The 20,310-nt window shown below is 68.3% G+C and carries 11 protein-coding genes and 3 pseudogenes; 13 read left to right on the forward strand and 1 reads right to left on the reverse strand.

Annotation, left to right across the window (positions count from 1 at the left end):
- Nucleotides 1-231 precede the first annotated feature (231 nt).
- The 8 genes and pseudogenes from NGK70_RS16650 to NGK70_RS16680 all read left to right on the forward strand — a co-directional run bounded on the left by NGK70_RS16650 (nt 232) and on the right by NGK70_RS16680 (nt 9,704).
- Complete coding sequence (locus tag NGK70_RS16650; protein WP_256490860.1) at nt 232-444, forward strand: transposase; 213 nt, start codon at nt 232-234, stop codon at nt 442-444.
- A 269-nt stretch (nt 445-713) separates the two neighbouring features.
- Nucleotides 714-863: pseudogene (locus NGK70_RS26665) on the forward strand (DUF7688 family protein); the annotation flags it as partial.
- A gap of 89 nt (nt 864-952) precedes the next feature.
- Nucleotides 953-1,462: a uracil-DNA glycosylase gene (locus NGK70_RS16655; RefSeq protein ID WP_251969620.1), complete on the forward strand. Its 510-nt coding sequence runs from the start codon at nt 953-955 to the stop codon at nt 1,460-1,462.
- Between the two features lie 240 nt (nt 1,463-1,702).
- Nucleotides 1,703-4,159, forward strand: coding sequence for a type-F conjugative transfer system mating-pair stabilization protein TraN (gene traN / locus NGK70_RS16660; protein ID WP_251969621.1), 2,457 nt, complete (start codon nt 1,703-1,705; stop codon nt 4,157-4,159).
- Entirely contained in the window at nt 4,156-4,533 is a 378-nt protein-coding gene (locus NGK70_RS16665) for a hypothetical protein (protein ID WP_251969622.1), read from the forward strand. Before traN ends, NGK70_RS16665 begins: the two co-directional genes overlap by 4 nt.
- Before the next feature lie 6 nt (nt 4,534-4,539).
- Nucleotides 4,540-5,487 carry a conjugal transfer protein TraF gene (gene traF, locus NGK70_RS16670; RefSeq protein ID WP_251969623.1) on the forward strand — a complete coding sequence of 316 codons (948 nt, stop codon included), beginning with the start codon at nt 4,540-4,542 and terminating at the stop codon, nt 5,485-5,487.
- Nucleotides 5,484-6,929, forward strand: coding sequence for a conjugal transfer protein TraH (locus NGK70_RS16675; RefSeq protein WP_251969624.1), 1,446 nt, complete (start codon nt 5,484-5,486; stop codon nt 6,927-6,929). Before traF ends, NGK70_RS16675 begins: the two co-directional genes overlap by 4 nt.
- 21 nt (nt 6,930-6,950) lie before the next feature.
- Nucleotides 6,951-9,704 (forward strand): conjugal transfer protein TraG N-terminal domain-containing protein, encoded by a 2,754-nt coding sequence (locus tag NGK70_RS16680; protein ID WP_251969625.1) that lies wholly within the window; start codon nt 6,951-6,953, stop codon nt 9,702-9,704.
- A gap of 401 nt (nt 9,705-10,105) precedes the next feature.
- Here NGK70_RS16680 and NGK70_RS16685 read toward each other — a convergent pair.
- Nucleotides 10,106-10,366: pseudogene (locus NGK70_RS16685) on the reverse strand (IS3 family transposase); the annotation flags it as partial.
- A gap of 140 nt (nt 10,367-10,506) precedes the next feature.
- Between NGK70_RS16685 and NGK70_RS16690 the strand changes: the two are divergent.
- The 5 genes and pseudogenes from NGK70_RS16690 (at nt 10,507) to NGK70_RS16710 (ending at nt 20,277) form a co-directional block, all read left to right on the forward strand.
- Nucleotides 10,507-10,749 (forward strand): helix-turn-helix domain-containing protein, encoded by a 243-nt coding sequence (locus NGK70_RS16690; protein ID WP_251969626.1) that lies wholly within the window; start codon nt 10,507-10,509, stop codon nt 10,747-10,749.
- The gene (pglW, locus tag NGK70_RS16695; RefSeq protein ID WP_251969627.1) at nt 10,746-15,038 is read left to right on the forward strand and encodes a BREX system serine/threonine kinase PglW; all 4,293 of its coding nucleotides are present in this window, start codon (nt 10,746-10,748) and stop codon (nt 15,036-15,038) included. The genes NGK70_RS16690 and pglW overlap by 4 nt, the downstream gene beginning before the upstream one ends.
- A gap of 42 nt (nt 15,039-15,080) precedes the next feature.
- Complete coding sequence (locus NGK70_RS16700) at nt 15,081-15,869, forward strand: LEM-3-like GIY-YIG domain-containing protein (protein ID WP_251969628.1); 789 nt, start codon at nt 15,081-15,083, stop codon at nt 15,867-15,869.
- Nucleotides 15,870-15,913: 44 nt separating this feature from the next.
- A pseudogene (gene pglX / locus NGK70_RS16705) lies at nt 15,914-18,427 on the forward strand (BREX-2 system adenine-specific DNA-methyltransferase PglX); the annotation flags it as partial.
- A gap of 158 nt (nt 18,428-18,585) precedes the next feature.
- Nucleotides 18,586-20,277 (forward strand): IS1634 family transposase, encoded by a 1,692-nt coding sequence (locus NGK70_RS16710; protein ID WP_251969629.1) that lies wholly within the window; start codon nt 18,586-18,588, stop codon nt 20,275-20,277.
- Nucleotides 20,278-20,310: the final 33 nt, after the last annotated feature.

A 20,310-nucleotide genomic window follows, 5' to 3' on the forward strand; every position in this document is an offset into this window, starting at 1 on the left:
CAAGTTAGGGGACGACATGGCTAGCGCAGGCGCGCTATACGCTGTTGTCGAGTCGCAGAAGTTCATCTCGCGAGGCATTCAAGCCTCTGAGGAGTTGGCTTGGCGGTCGTGTCTCACTGATATCGCGTGGCATCGCTATGGACTTCGGCGGCGGGCACGCTTGATGACCCGGGCAAGCACGTGAGGGCGAAGTCCAGCCTGAACCGAGGCGTCCGGCGTAGCGGTTGGTCGATGGCACGCTGCATGCTTGAGTACGAGACTGTCTTGCGCGGCGTGACGTTTGTGACTGTGCTGCCGGAGTTCAGGAGTCAGCAGTGTTCGGCCCGCGGCTTTGTACGCCCGGGCGATCGGGTCAACCAAGCGCGCTTTGGGTGCCTGGCGTCGGGCCACAAGGTGAACGCTGACCGCCATGCGGCGAAAAACATGCTGCGCCGTGCGCAGTGACAGCGCGGCGCCACTGGCGCACAGAATGATGCTTAGCCGGACGGACGTTCGGCGCGCACCGTGGGCTACGCGGGAATTCATGCCTGTGAAGGCGCGGCATCGCCGCGCCCAGCGGCTCAAGGTGCGTCGTAGGAGCAGGAACCTTCTCGTAGCCGAGCCTCTCTGTGGATCTCCATCCATATCGCGTAGCGCTTGGGTGGAGAGGATGTCAAACGCATGAGATCCGCGACATTGCCGACAAGTGGGTCTGGATCGGCGACTAGACCTGCATGGCCGTGATCTTCCAAAACCTGTCGCGACAGACCTTGGGCGACCGGCCGGCGACCGCCTACGCCGACTACCTGGCGTGGATGCGCCACTTCACCGCGCTGTCCTGGCCCGGGCGTCAAGACCCGCTCGCCGAGGGCGAGCCAATCGAACTGGCACTGATCAGCGGTGAGTCGATCGCGCGACACACATTCGGATTGCAGACAACACAGGATGGGGCAGGTTACACACGAAGCGGCTCGTGGAAGGGTTGGTCGGCGCCCTTCCGACAGGGGCGACCGGGCTGTTCAACCCGTGGGCGGATGTCTGCGCAGAAGACCTCCCTGCGAACGGCCCGGACGCCAAGAGGGCGCGGCTCGAACGACACCTGCACTGCGAGGCCGCGTTCATCCCGTGCGGTGATGGGGCCGGGTGGCAGGGCATGCGGCATACAGGCCTGGCCTTCACGAGCGAACGGCATGTGCTGCAGGGAATGGTTCCACGGCTCGGGGGTGTCGCGGCTCGCCTCACGACGCGAGACAAGCCATTCACCGAGCCTTCGGCCACTCTGGTTTGGCACTCGCTGCATCAGCTGGGCATCGCGGATCGGGTGGTTATGTGGAACGCCTTGCCAACGCATCCCTTCGTGGCCGGTGCGCCGAGGACGAATCGCACGCCCACCGATACCGAAATGGCGCACGGGCGGCGTCCTCTGCAGGCACTGCTGGCCGCGTACCCGCACGCCGCCGTCAGCATCTCCACTTGCGCGTGAGCCGCTGTTGGCGGAGGACCGGAAGTGGCCGGCTGTGTGAGTTGGTCAGCCAGAGGCGAGTGACCGTTCACGCTGCAGACCTGACAAACAAGGTCGGCGCAACGTTTCGATTCAGGCTCGACCACCACCTCGTCACACCGTACCACCCCATCCCGCCGGGCCTCACCCCGACCTCGATACCCCCCTCACCTCCCACCCCTTTCCCCGAGACACCGCCCCGCCGACGACCCACGATGAGGCGTGCCCACCACCCCGTCCACCGCCAGCCTCCCGCCATCGACGACCCGCAGCACCGCGCTGCGCCGCCTTGTCGCATTCATCGCAGTCAGCAGCCTGCTGATCACCCAGACCACCAGCCTGGCCGGCCCACATGACGAAGGCCTGGCGGCGGGGCGTGCCGCCAACCCGGTCATCCGCGGTGGCATCACCACCCCGGGCGCTTCAGCCGCGGTGCCGGGCTTCACCAGCAGCCCGGGCGAGCGCAGCTTCTACCGCCAGCCCAACCTGGCAGCGCAGGGCAACAGCCTTCTGGCAGCCTGCGCCAGCACGCCCCAGGACCCGGTGTGCCAGGCCTTGCTGGGGGCCCAGGCCTCGGCCAACACCGCCCGCCCGGGCCTGGCGGTGGATGACCCGTCCGTTGCGGCTGCGCGGGCGATCAACCGGTCTCCTTCGTCCCAGCTGGGCGATCTGTCGGCCTACTACAGCGGCTGCAGCACCAGCGCCACCGCCCTGCCCGCACGCGTCGAGCCACGCAGCTGCCTGCGCTCCTCTGAACCCGGCAGCCTGCGCTGCAGCCGTCAACTCAGCGTTGCCGTCACCCGCAGCAGCAGTTGCACCCCGGGCGACTGGTTTGCCCACGCCGGCTCCGGCTCAGCCGGGCTGGATGCGCAGTGCCTGCCGGACCGGCCGCTGACGGCACAGCGCTTTCGGGTGACGCAGGGCGGCAGCCCGCTGGCCTTCTTTGATGTGGACCTGACGCGGCCGACGCCCTTCACTGCACTAGTGGCCGTGCTCGGCAGCAGCCTCTCAGCGATCGACGGGCAGCCGATCCGTGAAGGGGTCTGGGTGTCCGACTCCGCCTGCAGCGGCCCGGTCTGCACCCTGACCGCGCAGATCGCCCCGGAGCGGCGCGAGACCTGCATCGGCGGCAATGAGTCGGTGTTGTCCTGCACCAGCGTCGAACCCTTCCTTCCCACCTACTCCGCCTGCCCGGCGGGCACCCAGGGTGGTGACCTCATCCAGGCCATGACCTGTGCGGGAGACAACGGCTGCAGCAGCACCCGCCTGGACCCGCAGCGCTGTTTTGCCCCTTCCTCCGGCTGGACGCCCTACACCGGCGCGGACACCTCGGGCAGCCTGGCAAGCCTGTACTGGACCCCGGCCAGCAGCCGCAGCGTGGTGGGCTGGGCGGTCAACCCGCTGTTCGGCCCCATCCCCACCCTGCAGCTGTCCTACGAGGCGGCCCGCTCCACGGTGACGGAGACCGACCGCTGGGACGATCAATGCCCCAACCTGGCAGCAGGAGGACGCTGCACGGCCTCGCCCACGTCGGCGGAGGTCTGCACCCACGGCCCGGCCACCCAATTGATCGACGGCGCGCCGGTCACCCGGGACTGCTGGGAGTACAGCCGCAGCCTGACCTGCGCCGGGTGGGTGCCGGCCGACCCCTGTGCTGAACTCGTGGCGGCCGGCTGCACGCCGCAGGGCTCCAGCTGCCTCCAAAGTGATCCGGCCACCGGCGCCTGCCGGATGGTCGAAGAGCGCTTCTCCTGCCCCCGACCCGCGGAGACGGTGACCAGCGCCAGCGGTTGCCCGACGCAGACCTTCTGCCTGAACGGCAACTGCTTCGACACCGCCGCCCCGGCCGATGCGGACTTCGCGCGCAGCATCACGATGCTGGAGGCTGGCCGGCAGGCCGGGGTCTACCTGGACACCGACCGCATGGAGGTGTTCCGCGGCGAGGGCAACCGCTGCCGCGATCGCCTTTTCACGAACTGCTGCAGCGCAGACACCCGCGGCGGCTCGATGCACAACCTGGCGGTGCTGGGCATGGGATCCCGGCTGGTCTACGACCTGCTGATGAACCCCGGCAACCAGCGCTTTGTGCAGCAGGGCCTGCAGGCGTTGCTGATGGGCCAGGGGTTTGTGGGCAGTTTCAGCAGCTATGGCATCACGGTGGCGGTCAACGGGGCAGCCCTGCCAGCCGGCTCGGTGGCGCTGTACTCCGGCGAGAGTGTGGTGGTTGCCTTCGACCCCTGGACGCTGGCGGTGGCAGCGGTGTTCTACGCCGCGCTGTCGCTGACCTCCTGCAACGAGGACGAAGCCCGTCTGGCGATGAAGGAAGGCGCCGGGCTCTGCCACAGCGTGGGCGACTGGTGCTCCACCTGCCTGAGGGTGCTGGGCAGCTGTGTGTCCTGCACCGAACGGACCACCTCCAAGTGCTGCTTCAACTCCAGGCTGGCCCGCATCATCAACGAGCAGGGCCGCCAACAGCTCGGCAAGGGCTGGGGCGATGTGCGCTCACCCGACTGCTCGGGTTTCACGGTGGCGCAACTGCAGGCGCTGGACTTTGCCGCCATGGACCTGTCGGAGTTCTACGCCTCCCTGGTGCCCACGCTGCCGGACGCCGCCGCCCTGCAGAGCCGGGTGGGCAGCCGGGCGCCCAGCTGCTACTACGGACAGGGGAGTTGCCCATGAAGCCGGTGTCTCCCCTGCTGGGGTTGGGTCTCCTGCTGGCCGCAAGCCCGGCTCCCGCCACCGGCAGCCGGCTGGCCGTGGAGGATGCTCGGCCGCTGATGCTGCGGGCCCTTGATGCGGCCGATGGGCGCGCCCAGGGTGTGCTGGTGGGCGACTCTGCGCGCAGCCTCGCCCAGCACTTCCAGACCTCGGCACCGGTCCTGGTCGATGTGGTCACGCTGCGCCACTTCTCGCAGCCGGGCTGCCGGCGCCTGCAGGTCACCTTCCGGCAAGAAGGGGTGCGCCTGCCGGGAGCCGACCTGGCGGGGCCGCGGTCGCTGGCCTTCTGCATCAACTTCTGCCGCGACGGGCAGCCGCCCCGGTCGCTGGAGTGAGACGCCATGTCGGGTGTGCCTGCCCTGGAATCCCTGCTGGTCATTGCATTGGCGAGCTGCGCCCTGCCCTGCCAGGCGCAGGGCAGCGGCTATTGGTCCGATGCCTGGCGCGGCTGGCATTTCTACGAACTGCCGGAAGAGCCGGCACCGCGCCCTGTGGCCCGGCCAGCCTCTGCGGCTTCGGCCTCTCCTGCCTCTGATCGAGCGTCAGTCACGCCCCCACCCCGGGCACCGGAGCTGCTGGAGTTCGAGCGCCTGCAGAAGGCGTTGGAGGAGCTGCGGCAGATCGCCATCGTTCAGCCCAGCGAGGCCAATGTGCGGCGCTACATGACGCTGGAGTCGCAGGTGGTGGCACGGGCCTCGGCCTTTGCGGATGTGGCCCGGCGGGTGGCCTGGATGCAGTCGGAGTTGGACCCCAGTCTGCAGGGCCGGCCGGTGAACGCGCTGGCGCTGGAGGTCTACGACCAGCAGCAGGCGCGCTCGCGCAGCCGGGCGGTAGCGGCGCTGGCGCGCGACCATGTGCTGCTGTTTTTCTTCCGCAGCGACTGCCCCTACTGCCATGCGATGGCGCCGGTGCTGGCGGCGTTTGCCGGGCAGCATGGGCTGCGGGTGGAGGCTGTCAGTGTGGACGGCGGCGCACTGCCGCAGTACCCGCAGCCGCGCGTGGACAACGGCATCGCCCGGGCGCTGCAGGTCAGCCAGGTGCCGGCGCTGTACCTGGCCCAGCCGGGGGCTGGGCGCATCACGCCAATCGGCTTCGGGGTGCTGTCGCAGGCGCAACTGCTGGAGCGCCTGGGCAGCCTGGCCGAAGGACCGCCGGTCGGCGCGGTGGGTGGTGCACCAGGTGGTGCACCAGGTGGTGCACCACCTGGTGCGGCGAGCGTTGCGCCATTTCGCAGCGATCTGACCACCACCGCGGCCCTGCCGGGCCCGACCTGGGGAATCAAGCCATGACCCGCCTGTCTGTGTTGAGTCGTCGAAGTGGCTGCGCGGTGATCGCGCTGGCGCTGGCCCTGCCGCATCCGCTGGCCTTTGCGGGGGACCTCAACCGCGAGGTGGACACGATGTTCCGCCAGCTCGGGGCGGTGGGCAATGTGACGGCACCAGGGGCTTTTCGGGGGCAGGCCTTCAACACCTACACCGGCGGCAGCTTCTTCATGCGCACGCCCAACAAGGTCTACCAATTGGCTGCCGTGCAGTTTCCCAGTGCCAAGGGGGGATGCGGCGGCATCGACGTGTTTGCAGGCTCGTTCTCGCACATCTCGTCCGACGAATTCAAGAACATGCTGCGCAACATCACCGCGGCCTTGCCGGGCATTGCGTTTCAGCTGGCGCTGGAGTCGGTGTCACCCATGCTGGGCGGCCTGACGAAGTGGGCCAAGGGGCTGGAGACCTGGATCAACAACGCACGCATCAGCTCCTGCGAAACGGCCAAGGCCATCGTCAGCTCGGCAGCGGACGCCACCGGGTTCAGCTCGCAGGAGACCTGCGCGGACCTGGCCATCGAGATGGGGATGGAGACGGACCGCGACGCCGCAAGGCGCCGCTGTGCCTCCGACCGCCCGAGCATCCTGGCCTCGGCCCGGCGCTCGTCGGACCCGAACCTGCGCAACCGCGCGCCCTTTGTCGGCAACCTGACCTGGAAGGCGCTGCAGCACGCCAGCAATCAGCTCGACGATGCGGAGCGCGAGTTGATCATGAGCCTGGTGGGCACGGTGATCTTCCATCCGGAGGAGGCCGCCCGGGATCCGGAGCCGATCGCGCCCACGCTGACCTCGATCAGCCAGTTGCTCTACGGCCAGGGCGACAGCTCCGGCTCCGGGGTGTCGCAGCACCTGCTGCGCTGCAACAACTACAGCGACTGCGATGTCGTCACGCTGGACACCACCTACAGCCACACCCCCTTCACGGTGAAGGTGGAGACGCTGATGCGCTCGATCGCGGAAAAGATCGCCACGCGCACGGCCATCCCGAACAACTCGGCCGAACTGGGCTTCGTGAACCAGACCACCGAACCGGTCTACAAGATGTTGTCGGTGGGCTCGTCGATCCCCGGATCGGGCCTGGCGGACAGCCTGATTGCCCAGTACCGCGACCTGATTGCTGCGGACTACGCCTATGTGTTCCTGGAGCGCAACCTGCGCCTGGGGATGGCGGCGCTGGACAAGGATTTCCTGCTGCAGCAGGGCCAGCGTGAGCGCGCCCAGCAGATCCGCCAGCGCAGCCAGGCCATGCTGCTGCAGCTGTCGCAGGAGAAGAACCTGCTGTACCAGAAGGTGGGCTCCTACCGCGCGGTGGCCAGCCACCTGGAGCAGCTGGAGCGGCAGCTGCGATCGAGCATGCCGCAGCATGTGATGGACCTGCTCGGGCACCGCGCAGCGCTGATGGCGCGCTGAGATCCTGCAAGGTGGGTGGCCATGTGGGAGATCTATGCCTACCAGAACGCCGACAGCCTGTTCGGTGTATTCAACGCGGCAGCGGCCATCCATGCCTCGGGCGACTATGCCGCAGCGCTGGCGGCGGTGGCCTTCTGCGGCTTCGCGGCCGCGCTGCTGGCCTATGCCTTTGCACCGGAGAAGCTGCAAGGCTGGAAGTGGCTGGCCACGGTGGTGCTGGTCTACGGGGTGCTGGTGCTGCCCCGCGTGACGCTGGGCATCGTGGACCGCACCGGCGGCAGCGCCGTCAAGGTGGTGGACAACGTGCCCTTCGGGGTGGCTGCGCTGGGCAGCCTGACCAGCACCATCGGCCACACCCTCACCGGCTTGTTCGAGACGGCGTTTCAGGTGATCCCGGGCACAGGGGCCCTGCCTGCGGAGTTGAGCTACGAACGCCACGGGCTGATGTTCGGGAACCGGCTGATCCGCGAGGCCGGCACGCTGGTGTTCCAGGATCCGAACTTTCGGACCGACCTGATCCAGTTCATCCACAACTGCACCAGCTACGACCTGCTGGACGGCACCCTCGACCCGGCGGCCTTCAGCGCAGCCGGCGACGTCTGGGCGCTGATGTCCACCCCCAACCCGGCACGTTTCACGACGTTGAGCAGCGGCGCAGCCTCTGTGGTGACCTGCACCGATGCCTATGCGAATCTCAACGCCCGGCTGCCGGTGCAGGTGGGCCGACTGCAGGCGGGGCTGGCGTTGACGCTGCACCCTACGCTGCCGGCCAGTGCAGCCGCTGCGGTGATCGCCGGGCAGGTGCAGCAGGCCTACCTGAAGAACGGCATTGCCGATGCAGCGCAGACGGCGGCCGACTTGATCCGCCAGAACGCGCTGCTCAATGCCATCGAGGACACCGGTCAGTTGGTGGGCCAGAAGATCAACGATCCGGCCGCGATGGCCCTGGCGGTGGGGCGGGCACAGGCCACTGCGCAGCAGAACGCGACCTGGATCAATCAAGGCAAGCTGGCCGAGCAGGCGCTGCCGGTGCTGCGCAATGTGGTGGAGGCGCTGAGCTTTGCGCTGTTTCCTCTGCTGGTGCTGATGCTGCTGCTGTCCAGCGGTCGGGACGCGCTGCTGCTGCTCAAGGGCTACGCTCTGGTGATGGTGTGGATCCAGCTGTGGCCGCCGCTGTTTGCGGTGCTGAACTACATGGCATCGATCTACGCGGCGCACGATCTGGCAGCCGCGGCCGATCTGGGCTCCGGGGCTCGGACCCTGTCGTTGCGCACGGCGTCGACTATCTACAACCGAGCCATCTCCGGCGAAGCGGTGGCGGGCCACCTGGCGCTGGCGGTGCCGCTGCTGGCCTGGGCGTTGGTGAAGCGGCTGGAGGGCATGGGCAGCGCCTTGGTGGGGGGCCTGGGCGGCCTGCAGGGCACGCTGTCGGCGGCCACTGGCGGCGCGGCAGCAGGCAACCTGGGGCTGGGCAATGTGTCGATGGATCAGGCCCAGCTGGCCCCCAACCGCAGTTCGGCTTTCATGAGCCATTGGCAGGACGATCGCAGCGGCAACACGTTCTCGGCGAATACGCTGACCGGGCGCAGCGCGGTGAGCCTGCTGCGCAACCAGGGCTTTGCGTCGCGGGTGGTGTCGATGCGGGTGTCCGCGCAGGAGGTCAGTGAGGCCAGCCGGCAGGCCGATGCGGCGCAGGCCGAGGCCACGTCCCTGAACCGGGAGCGGTCGGCGGCTTTGACGGAGGCTTTCTCGCGCGGGGTGAATCAGTTGAAGTCGAACAGCCAGAGCACGGCGTCGACTGCCAGCCGCTTCGAGCAGCTCGGCAGCACGCTGAATCGGCTGGATCAGATCAGCCGCACGGTGTCGGAGCGCACGGGGGTGTCTCAATCGCAGGTGGCGCAGATCGCGTTTGGTGTGCGGGCAGCGTTGGGGCTGTCGATCCTGGGCAGCGGCGGCAAGCTTCAGGCGGATGCGGGCAAGCGCTACCAGGCCGCACTCAGCAGCGAGGAGCAGAAGGTGCTGGGGGCGATGAGCAGTGAGCAGCTGGCGGAGTTCCGGCAGTTCGGGGAGCGGGTGTCGCGCGACCGCAGCCTGGTGGAGCTGATCGGCTCTGACAGCCGCGAGGGCCGGGAGCTGGCCTCCCGGCTGGCCACCACCACCGCGCAGGCCGAGAAGGCGGAGTCCAGCTACACCGAGCGCCGGCAGCGGGCCGAGCGGCTGTCCAGCGCCCACGAACGCGGTGAGTCGATCTCGATCGACATCGCGCAGGACCCGCACAACCTGGCGATGTTCCTGCGCTATGCCGAGGCCTATGGCGGTAGCAGTGCCTCCGCTCAGGCGCTGATGGATGCGGAACTGGCGCGCCGGGGGCTGCCGCCGAATCGACAGGGGCTGGAAGGGGCGGCCTTGCCGAGTTCGTTCGAGGAGTGGCGAGCAGGAGCGGGACGGACCGGCCCGGCGTCAGAGGCGGGGGGTGTGGTCGAACGGGCCAGGGTGTCGAACGACGCGGAGGTGGCCGGCAGGTCTTGGGTGACCCCGGCCGTGCCGGGTGCGCAGGCGGCCCCGGTCAAAGGAGGCCGCGCAGAATTTGAGAGGCGCGCCGCAGCGCTGAAGGAGCAGGTGGCCGGGAAGGTGTCTTCCGCCTCCGCGGTCACTGCAACAAGGGACCAGTCACTCATGGGTCAGGTCGGGCAACAGGTGACTGACGATGCCAGGGCGTCGGCCAGCGAGGTGGGGGATGTGGCGGAGAAGGTGTTGAGGCGGTTCAAGCGGTGAAGCACTGATCGCGGTTCCAATCAACCTGTACCGCAAGAAAAGCATTCCCAGGAGGCCAGGGACACAACCACTCCGGAATGTTGCAAGGTTGCTACGCACCCCAGATCTCAAGCGAACCTTTCAACCGAGCCATCTCAACCGATCACAAACGCCAAGGGCCGCAAAAAACGTGGGGGCACATTTGGGGGCACATCCTGACTCGATCGATAAACTATCTGTTTAAAATCAATGTATTAGCATATAGATGCGATTCCTTTCACCGCACCAATGAAATCAACGGGTTAGCACTCACAAGGTGCTGACCCGTTGTGCTTTCTGGTTGCGATGTAACGGCGGATGTAAGAGGAATTCTGGGATCGGCCGGCTGCGGGCGCCCTTACGCCTGTTTGAGTCGCTCGCACCTATCTGACCTTGCCCCTGGATTCCGTATCCCATAGCTGGACTACGCACGGGCCGGCCGGGGGGCCGGCGAGCCAGTTTGCTTCGAACTGCATCGGGCTGACGTAGGCCAGTGCCGAGTGCAGTCGGGTCCGGTTGTACCAGAGCATCCAGGCCACGACATCGTCCTTGGCCTGGCGCCGGCACTTGAAGCGTTGGCCGTGCAGGCGCTCCACTTTCAGCGAGCCGAACAAGCTCTCGCTGCAGGCGTTGTCCCAGCAGTTGTCAGGTGACCTCGATCACATCGATCCACATCATCGGTTCAGAGTGAACAAGCACACGTTCCGGGGGGAGTTCGGCGGCGTGACTTTGTTATCCTGCGCAGCACCCCGACCCTAGCCGCCTGTTCAAGGAGACCGGATCGATGATGCAGTGCCACCTGGCGCGCCTGATGGCGCGTGAGCGGTTGCGCGTGGCGGACGTGGCTCGTGCCACCGGACTGAACCGTAGCACCATCACCGCCCTGGTCCAGAACCGGGCCACGCGGGTGGAGCTGCCTCATGTCGAAGCGCTGTGCCGCCTGCTGGGCTGCGGTGTCGGGGACTTGTTCGAGTACATCGCGGACGCTGGCGACACCGGCGCCGCCAGCAGGGAGATCCCGTCATGACCCTCGGCACGAACCGCTGGCACGTCATCGCGCCCTCCAGCTTCCCGTGGGAGCGGGAGGCGCTGGAGTGGCTGCGCGCCCAGCTGCCCGACCGCGAGCCCTGGCACGTCTGGACCAACTTCGAGTTCATCGACGACGAGGGCAAGGTCAACGAGGTCGACGCACTGGTCCTCTCGCCAGCCGGCCTCTTCGTGGTCGAGATCAAGTCGCGCCCGGGCGTCGTCTCGGGGGATGCGCACACCTGGACCTGGACGACGGACGGGCGCGACCGCTCGGTCGACAACCCGCTGCTGCTGACCGACCGCAAGTGCAAGCGCCTGGCCAGCCTGGTCAAGCGCCAGAGCGCGGTGGTCAAGGCCAAGATGCGCATGCCCTTCTTCACGCCGCTGGTGTTCCTGTCGTCCACCACGGTGACCTGCCGGCTGCAGGGCCATGCCCGCAGCGGCGTGTTCCTGCGCGGCCGCCCGGGAAACGAGGCGGACGACGGCATCGTCGCGGCCCTGACCTATGGCCCGCGCGGCGAGATCAACGCTGCGCCGCTCGATGCCGCCGCCGTCAAGGCCCTGGGCAAGGGCCTGATCGAAGCCGGCGTGCGCCCGTCCAACAAGCACCGCCAGGTGGGCGACTACCGGCTCGACAAGCTCATCACCGACGGCGACAGCTACCAGGAGTGGCAGGCCCGCCACGTCGGCATCGACGTGCAGCGGCGCGTGCGCGTCTACAACCTGGCCAATGCCGCCAGCCCCGAGGCGCGCCAGAACCTGGTGCGTCAGGCCCAGCGCGAGTTCAAGGTGCTGGAGGGCATCGACCACAGCGGTATCCTGCGCTGCAACGAGTACAAGGACAGCGAGCTCGGCCCGGCGCTGATCTTCGACCTTGACCCGCGCGCCCTGCGCCTGGACCACCTGATGCGTGACCACGGCCAGCGCCTGAACGCCAGCCAGCGCCTGCTGCTGGTGCGCGGCATTGCCGAGGTGCTGCAGTACGCCCACTCGCGCCGGCTCTTCCACCGCGCGCTCGGCCCGCAGAGCGTGCTGGTGCGCGACATCGAGACCGCCACCCCGCGCGTGCAGCTGATGAACTGGCAGACCGCCGCCCGCGAGGCCGAGGGGGCCAGCACTGGGGCCACCCAGCACCGCACCACCGGCACCCTGCATGTGCAGTCCTATGTCGAGGACCCCGGCCTCGTCTACCTGGCGCCCGAGACCACCCGCGCCGACCCCGCCCATGGCGCCGAGATGGACGTCTTCTCGCTGGGCTGCCTGACCTGGCTGATCTTCAGCGGCCAGGCGCCTGCCACCTCCACGCTGGAGCGCGACGACAAGTTGCGCCACAGCCAGGGCCTGCGCCTGTCCGATGCCATGGACGGCTGCACGCCAGCCCTGCAGGAGCTGGTGCAGTTCGCCACCAGCCCCGACGTGCTGGGCCGCTACGGCTCGATCCAGGACTTCCTCGAGCAGCTCGACGTGGTCGAGGACGAGCTCACCACCCCCGACCCGGAAACCACCGTCGACCCCAGCCAGGCCAACACCGGTGACCGCCTCGAGGGCGGCTACACCGTCGTCAAGCGCCTGGGCCGCGGCTCGTCCAGCGACGCGCTGCTGGTGCGCGCGGACGGCAATGACGAGGATCTGGTGCTCAAGGTCGCGGTGGACGCCGCGCACAACGACAACCTGCAGGCCGAGGCCGAGGCCCTGGGCAAGCTGCGCCACCCCAACATCGTGGAACTGCGCGGCTGCACCGCCGTGGCCGGGCGCACCGCGCTGCTGCTCAAGAGCGCGGGTGAGCAGACCCTGGCCCAGCGCATCAAGGCCGAAGGGCGCCTGTCGCTGGACATGCTGCAGCGCTGGGGCGAAGAGCTGCTCGACGCCGTGCGCCTGCTCGAAGAGAACGCGGTGGTGCACCGCGACATCAAGCCCGACAACATCGGCATCGCCAAGAACCGCAGCGGCCGCCTGACGCTGGTGCTGTTCGACTTCTCGCTCACCCGCACGCCGGCTGACAACCTCAAGGCCGGCACGCCGCCCTACCTGGACCCTTTCCTTGGCCTGCGCGCCCAGAAGCGCTGGGACCTGCACGCCGAGCGCTTTGCCGCCGCCGTCACGCTCTACGAGATGGCCGTGGGCCGCCTGCCGCGCTGGGGCGACGGCCAGACCGCCGCCGAGCTCACCGACGCCGACGTCACGTTGGAGGCCGATCTCTTCCCGGCGGCCGCGCAGGCCCCGCTGACCACCTTCTTCACCAAGGCCCTGGCCCGCGCCGCCACTGACCGGCACGACAACGCCGAGGAACTGCTGCGCGCCTGGCGCGCCGTCTTCGAGCGCGCCGCCAGCGCAGGCAGCACCGCCACCGCCCACCCGGTGGGGCCACAGGGCTTCGAGGCGCTGGCGCCCACCGTCACCGCCCAGACCACCATGGCCGAGCTGGGCTACGGCCCGGAGGCCATCGACGTGCTCGACCGCATGGGCATCCACAACGCCGAGGAACTGCTGGCGGTCGACCGCATCCGCTTTCGCTACCTGCGCGGCGTGGGCGACAAGCTGCGCCGCGAGATCCGCCTCAAGGCCAAGGACCTGGCCCGCCTGCGCCCGGACCTGACCCACGGCCGCGGCAGCCTGCACGAGACCGGCGATGGCGACGAGGCGCAGGCCGACGGCCGCCCGGGCACGGCCCTGCCCCTGGCCGTCAACGAGCTCGCCAACCTGCTGATCCCCAAGCGCCCTGCCGGCGACGACCGGCCCGAGGACGCTGCCCTGGCGGTCTACCTGGGCCTGGAGGACGAGATCCCGGCCGGAACCTGGCCCACCCCGGGCGACGCCGCCCGCGCTGCGGGCGTGGACCGCAGCACCGTCGTCGAGGCCATCGGCCGTGCCCGCAAGGCCTGGCTGAAGAAGCCCGCGCTGACCGCGCTGCGCCAGGACGTGGCCGAGCTGCTCGCCACCCAGGGCCAGGTGATGACCCTGCGCGAAGGCGCGCTGGCCCTGCTGGCGCTGCGCGGCTGTGCCGAACAGGACGACGCCCAGCGCCTGCGCCTGGCCTGCGCCGTGCTGCGCGCCGCGGTGGAGACCGACGCGGCCACCGAGAAGCCCCGCTTCGAGGCCCACGCCGGCAGCGCACACAGCCCCGAGCCGCTGATCGCCACCGCCGCGCCCTGGGCCGACTACGCCCGCCGCCTGGGCCAGGCCGCCGACACCTGCGCGCTGGCCGACCCGCTGCTGCCGCCCGAGCGCGCCCTGCTGGCGCTGGAGCAGGTGAGCGCCCCCGGCCAGGACGGCGCCGAGGGTGCACCCGAGGCCGGCCTTCCCGCCATCCCGGCCCTGAGCGCGCCCCGGCTGCTGCGCCTGGCCACCAATGCCTCGCGCCACGCCGCGCTGTCGGCCCGGCAGGAGATCTACCCGCGCGGCATGCCGGCGCTGCAGGCCCTGCGCCAGTCGGTCAACGCACTGGTGGGCGTGACGCTCACCGAGGCCCAGCTGCGCGACCGCGTGCGCGGCCGCTACCCGGATGCCGAGCCCCTGCCCGGCCGGCCCCAGCTCGACCGCCTGCTGGAAGCCGTGGGCGCCCCACTGGCCTGGAGCGAGGCCGAGCAGCGCTACAGCCGCCAGCAGATCGACGCGGGCGCCAGCGCCGGCACCACCACCTTCCTGAGCCGCCGCGCCACCCAGCTCGGCCGACTGCCCCGCGACAGCGACGCCCCGCCGGACGCCCACCTGCTCGACGCCCAGGCCCTGGAGCGCCGCCTGCAGCAGCAGCTGCACCAGGGCGGCCTGCTCACGCTGACCGTGGAGCCCCGCCTGGCCCGCCATGCCGAGGCCGAGCTGCTGCACCGCTTTGGCGCGCCGGCTGGTGCCGTGCAGAGGCTGAGCATCGACGCCCTGCTGCTGCGCGAGCTGCGCGCCCAGGCCGCCTCGCTCAAGGTCGACTGGGCCACCGTGCTGCGCGCCGACGCCACCGTGCCCGGCACGCGCGACTGGACCAACCTGCTGCGCCTGGTGCAGCGCTGCGTGCCGGCCCTGCGCCAGGCCCTGCTGGCCAGCCCGGCGCCGCTGCTGGTGGTCAACGCCGGCCTGCTGGCGCGCTACGGCCACCTGAGCCTGCTCACCGAGCTGGAGCAGACCGCTGGCCGCCCCGGCCAGACGCCCTGCGCCTGGCTGCTGCTGCCCGGCCCCAAGCCCGGCGTGGCCGAGATCGATGGCAGCGCCGTGCCGCTGGTCTACGCCAACGCCGTCGTGGCCGTGGGCGAGGCGTGGGTGCGCAATGCGCATCGAGGTGCCACGACGAGTGCCTGACCCGTCAGAACAAACCAAGAAGAAGCGAGAAAGGGAGTGCAGATGCAGGTCACCCAATTTCCAGCCGGCCTTCACGAGAAGCTCAGCTACTACGTCTACGTGTACGTCGACACTTCGGACGATGATGACAGGGTGCTCTACGTCGGCAAGGGCAAGGGCAATCGCTGCTTCGCCCATCTGAATCAGGTGAACGACACCGACAAGTCCACCGAAATCAACCGGCTTCAGGCCGAGGGGCGCCTGCGCATCGACATCCTGATCCACGGCGTCGACGAGAAGACGGCGCTCCAGGTCGAGGCCGCAGCGATCGACCTGCTGCGGCTCGAGCGCCTCTACAACCAGAAGCGTGGCGACGATTCGCGCGAATTCGGGCGGATCTCGACCGACGACCTGGTGGCCAAGTTGCAGCCCCGCATCGTGCTCGGCGCGCCGGACTTCCAGGACGACTGCATCCTCATCCGCCTTCGCCAGCGCTACTACTCCGGCATGCCGGCCCAGGCGCTCTACGACAGCACACGCGGCGTCTGGCGGGTCTCGAGGGAGTCGGCGGACCAGGTGAGCCTGGCGCTGGCCGTGCATGAGGGCATCGTCCGCGAGGTCTACCGCATCGCTGGCTGGTTCACCGCAGGCTCGACGCTCTACGCCACCCAGGACCTGCACGGCCCCGTCGACCGGGGCAGCCCACGGATGGAGTTCGTCGGTCGCGTGGCGGACGAGCCCGAGCGGCAGCGTTACCTCCACGCCGACGTCAGCCGCTGCTTCCGCCCGGGTGCACAGAACCCGGTCACCTACATCGGCCCCAGCTTTCCCAAGCCTGAAGTCGAGCGCTGACCCCTGCGACTGCCCCAACTACAACACCCCCTGGGAGCCCCCCCTTGATCAACGCCCCGCGGCTGCTCGCCGACCTGACACGCCAGCTCAAGCGCCTGGAAGATGACCTGCGCGCGCGCATCCTCGACAACGCCGAGCTCCATGCGGAGACGCCCGAGCTGGCCACGCTGAAGGCCGAGCTGAGCGCCGAGTGGCAGGCCGCGCGCGATGCCGAGCGCTGCGCCGAAACCTTCGAGAGCTGGGCCGAGCAGGTGCTGACGCAAGGGGCGGTGCACTGGCTGCTGAGCTGCGTGTTCCTGCGCTTCATCGAGGACAACGCGCTGGTGGAGCGGCCCTGGATCGGCGGCACGCCCGCCTCTGGCCGGCTGGCGCTGGCGCGCGACCGGCACGAGACCTACTTCCGCGCCCACCCCACCGAGAACGACCGCGACTACCTGCGCGCCGCCTTTGCCGAGGCCGGCACGCTGCCGGGGCTGCACACCTTTTTCGACGCCGCGCACAACCCGGTGTTTCGCCTGCCCATCAGCGGCGAGGCGGCCATGGCGCTGCGCGAGTTCTGGCAGGCGGTGGACCCCAACACCGGCGCGCTGGTGCATGACTTCACCTGTGAAAGTGGACAGGGCCTGAACACCCGCTTCCTGGGCGACCTCTACCAGGACCTGAGCGAGGCCACGCGCAAGCGTTACGCCCTGCTGCAGACGCCGGAGTTTGTGGAGGAGTTCATCCTCGACCGCACCCTCACCCCGGCCATCCGGGAGTTTGGGTATCGCGAGGTGCGGATGATCGACCCCACCTGCGGCAGCGGGCACTTTCTGCTCGGCGGCTTCCAGCGGCTGGTGGGGGAGTGGCTGGCGCATGAGCCCGGGCTGAACCCGCGGGTGATCGCACAACAGGCCCTGCACGGCGTGGCCGGCGTGGACCTGAACCCCTTCGCGGTGGCGGTGGCGCGTTTCCGCCTCTTGGTGGCGGCGCTGCAGGTGGCCGAGGTGCGGCGGCTGGCCGATGCGCCGGACTTTGAAGTGCACGTGGCCATCGGCGACAGCCTGCTGCACGGGCACCGGTTTGGGCTGAGTGAAACCGGCTCGCTGCTGGAGGCCGAGGAGGCCCTGGCCGGGTATGGGTTGAGCCACGCCTACGTCAGCGAGGATCTGGTGCAGGTCCAGCAGATCCTCGGCCGGCAATACCACGCGGTGGTGGGCAATCCGCCCTACATCGTGGTGAAGGACGCAGCGTTGAATGCGGCCTACCGAGAAGAATACGCCAGCTGCCACCGGCAATATTCTCTCGGAGTGCCATTCACCGAGCGCTTCTTCGAACTGGCATTAACTCGAAAAGATTCGAACGGCGCCGGCTATGTGGGCCTGATCACGGCCAACTCCTTCATGAAGCGGGAGTTTGGTTCCAAGCTCATCGAACAGGTGCTGCCGCGGCTGGATTTGACTCACGTGGTCGACACCTCCGGCGCCTACATCCCCGGCCACGGCACACCGACGGTGATCCTGTTCGGCCGCCACCGCGCGCCGGTGGCCGAAAGTGTCCGCACCGTCATGGGCATCAAGGGCGAACCCAGCACGCCGGACGACCCGGCGCGCGGGCTGGTCTGGAGCGCCATCGTCGAGCAGATCGATCGACCTGGAAGTGAGAGTGAATTCGTCAGCGTCAGCGACGTGCCTTGCTCCACCTTCCGCAAACACCCGTGGAGCATCGGCGGTGGCGGAGCCGCCGAATTGCGCGAGCGCATAGATGAGGCTGCCAGCAGGAAACTATCAGACGTTGCCGCCGAGATTGGATTCGGTGTCGTAACTCGCGAGGATGATGCTTTTGTCGTAGGTGATGGACCGCTTAAGCGCCATCAAATTCACCCAGACTTCTCTCTATTCTCCGTTGATGGCGAGAATGTCAGAGATTGGACTCTCGATAACCCAAATGTGACCTTGTGGCCATACGCGAAGAATAGCCTAGATGCATTCGGATCACCGGAGACGGTTGGTTTTCTGTGGCCTTTCCGAACTGGTCTTTCTCAACGTGTCGCGTATGGGAAGACCCAAATAGAGCGAGGGCTTGAGTGGTTCGAATACTCGATGTTCTTCAAGAAGCGGTTTGAGACCCCACTCACCATCACCTTCGCCGAAATCGCCACCCACAACCACTTCGTCCTCGACCGCGGCGGCAAGGTGTTCAAGCAGACCGCCCCGGTCATCAAGCTGCCCGCCGGCAGCAGCGAAGACGAGCACCTGGGGCTGCTCGGGCTGCTGAATTCGTCGGTGGCGTGTTTCTGGTTCAAGCAGGTGTGCCACAACAAGGGCAGCACCGTCGACCAGCATGGCGCGCGCCAGCGCACCGCGCCCTTTGAGGACTTCTACGCGCTCAACTCAACCAAGGTCGCCGAGTTTCCCCTTTGCGCCGAGAAGCCGCTCGCCCTCGCCACCAGCCTCGACGCGCAGTCGCAGCAGCTGACCGCCCTGCAGCCGGCCGCGCTGCTGGTTAAGGCGGAGCTGCCCACCCGCGCCAGCCTGGACGCCGCCTGCGAGCAGGCCGCAGCCCTGCGCCGGCAGATGATTGCCGGGCACCGAAGTTCGACACTTTGCGCCCTTTTGGCGAGGCCGATCTCAATCCCGACAAGCACTTGGCGACGTTTTGAGAGAAGGTTTGTAGTGGCACGTTTGCGGAATTCATGTATTGGCACTATCCTGCCTTTTGGCTATACTCGCAGGCCATGTTCATCAAGCTCACGCGGTCCGGTGGACGCAGCTACGCCCAGCTGGTCGAGTCCTTCCGCGATGAGCAAGGCCGCCCGCGGCAGCGCACCCTGGCCACCCTGGGCCGCACCGATGAGATCGGCGGCCAGGTCGATTCGCTGCTGCAGGGCCTGCTGCGCGTGAAGGGTCGCCCTGCCGCGCTGGCCTCGCCGCCCCAGGTGCAGTTCGAGTCCGCGCTGGCCTTGGGCGATGTCTGGGTGCTGCACCAGCTCTGGCACGAGTTGGGCTTTGATCGGCTGCACGCGGTGTTCCGCCGTGCGCGCTACACCACCCCGGTGGAACAGGCCATCCGCGTGATGGTGTTCAACCGGCTTTGTGATGCCGATTCCAAGCTCGGTGCGCTGCGCTGGTTGCAGACAGTGGCGATGCCCGATGTCGATCCCAGGTCGATCACCCACCAGCACCTGCTGCGCAGCATGGACGCGCTGATGGATCACCAGGCCAGCGTGGACGATTGCGTGGCGCAGTTGCTGCGCCCGCTCATCGACGAGCAGTTGTCGGTGGTGTTCTATGACCTGACGACCATCCGGGTCGAGGGGCTGAGCCAGCAACGCGATGACGTGCGCAAGTTCGGCATGTCCAAGGAAGGTGTCGTTGCCCGGCAGTTCCTGCTGGGCGTGGTGCAGACGGCCGATGGCCTGCCGATCTACCACGAGGTGTTCGACGGCAACGCCAGCGAGGGCCCCACGCTCAAGCCCACACTGGAGCGCGTGCTGCAGCGCTACCCGCATGTGAAGCGCCTGGTGGTGGTGGCCGATCGGGGGCTGCTGTCGCTGGACAACCTGCAGATGCTCAGCGAGCTGAAGCTGCCGGGCGATCGGGCACTGGAGTTCATCCTGGCCGTGCCCGGGCGCCGGCATGGGGACTTCGTCGAACTGCTGGCGCCACTGCAGGCCAGGGCTGAAGGCTCAGCCGCCGAGGTGATCGACGAGCTGAGCTGGCAAGGCCATCGCCTGGTGGTGGCGCACAACGCGCAGCAGGCCGCCGATCTCACCCAGCGCCGACGTGATCGCATCACGGCGTTGCAGGTGCGCGCCCAGGCACTGACCGGCAAGCTCGACGAACAGGACGCCGGCCAGAGCCAGCGCGGGCGCAAGCTGTCTGACAGCGGCGCCAAGGCGCGCTTCTTCCACGAGGTGTGCGAGGCGCACTTGGCCAACATCATCCGGGTGGACCTGAAGTCCGAGCTGTTCACCTACGACATCGACCACGTCGCCCAGGCGCGCGCAGAGGCGATGGACGGCAAGCTGCTGCTGGTGAGCAACGTGCATGACCTGAGCGCCCAGCAGATCGTGGCGCGCTACAAGAGCCTGGCTGACATCGAGCGTGGCTTCCATGTGCTGAAGTCCGAGATCGAGATTGCGCCGGTGTTCCACCGGCTGCCCGAGCGCATCCGCGCGCACGCCAGCATCTGCTTCATGGCGCTGGTGCTGCACCGGGTGATGCGCCAGCGCTTGAGGCTGGCCGGCAGCCCCCTGTCGCCCGAGGCCGCGCTGCAGCAGCTGCGCCGCGTCCAGCGTCACCAAGTGCGCATCGACGGCGCCGAGCCCATCGCCGGCATCTCCACCATCCACCAGGACCAGGCTGACACCCTGGATGCACTCAAGATCAAGAAACCCAGCCTCGACGCCCAAATGTCCCTGCTGTAGTGGCGCGCCGCAAGGTCGCCACTAAGCAAATCA

Origin of the sequence: Sphaerotilus microaerophilus (assembly GCF_023734135.1) — a bacterium.
In the GTDB taxonomy this organism is placed as follows: Bacteria; Pseudomonadota; Gammaproteobacteria; order Burkholderiales; family Burkholderiaceae_C; genus Sphaerotilus; species Sphaerotilus microaerophilus.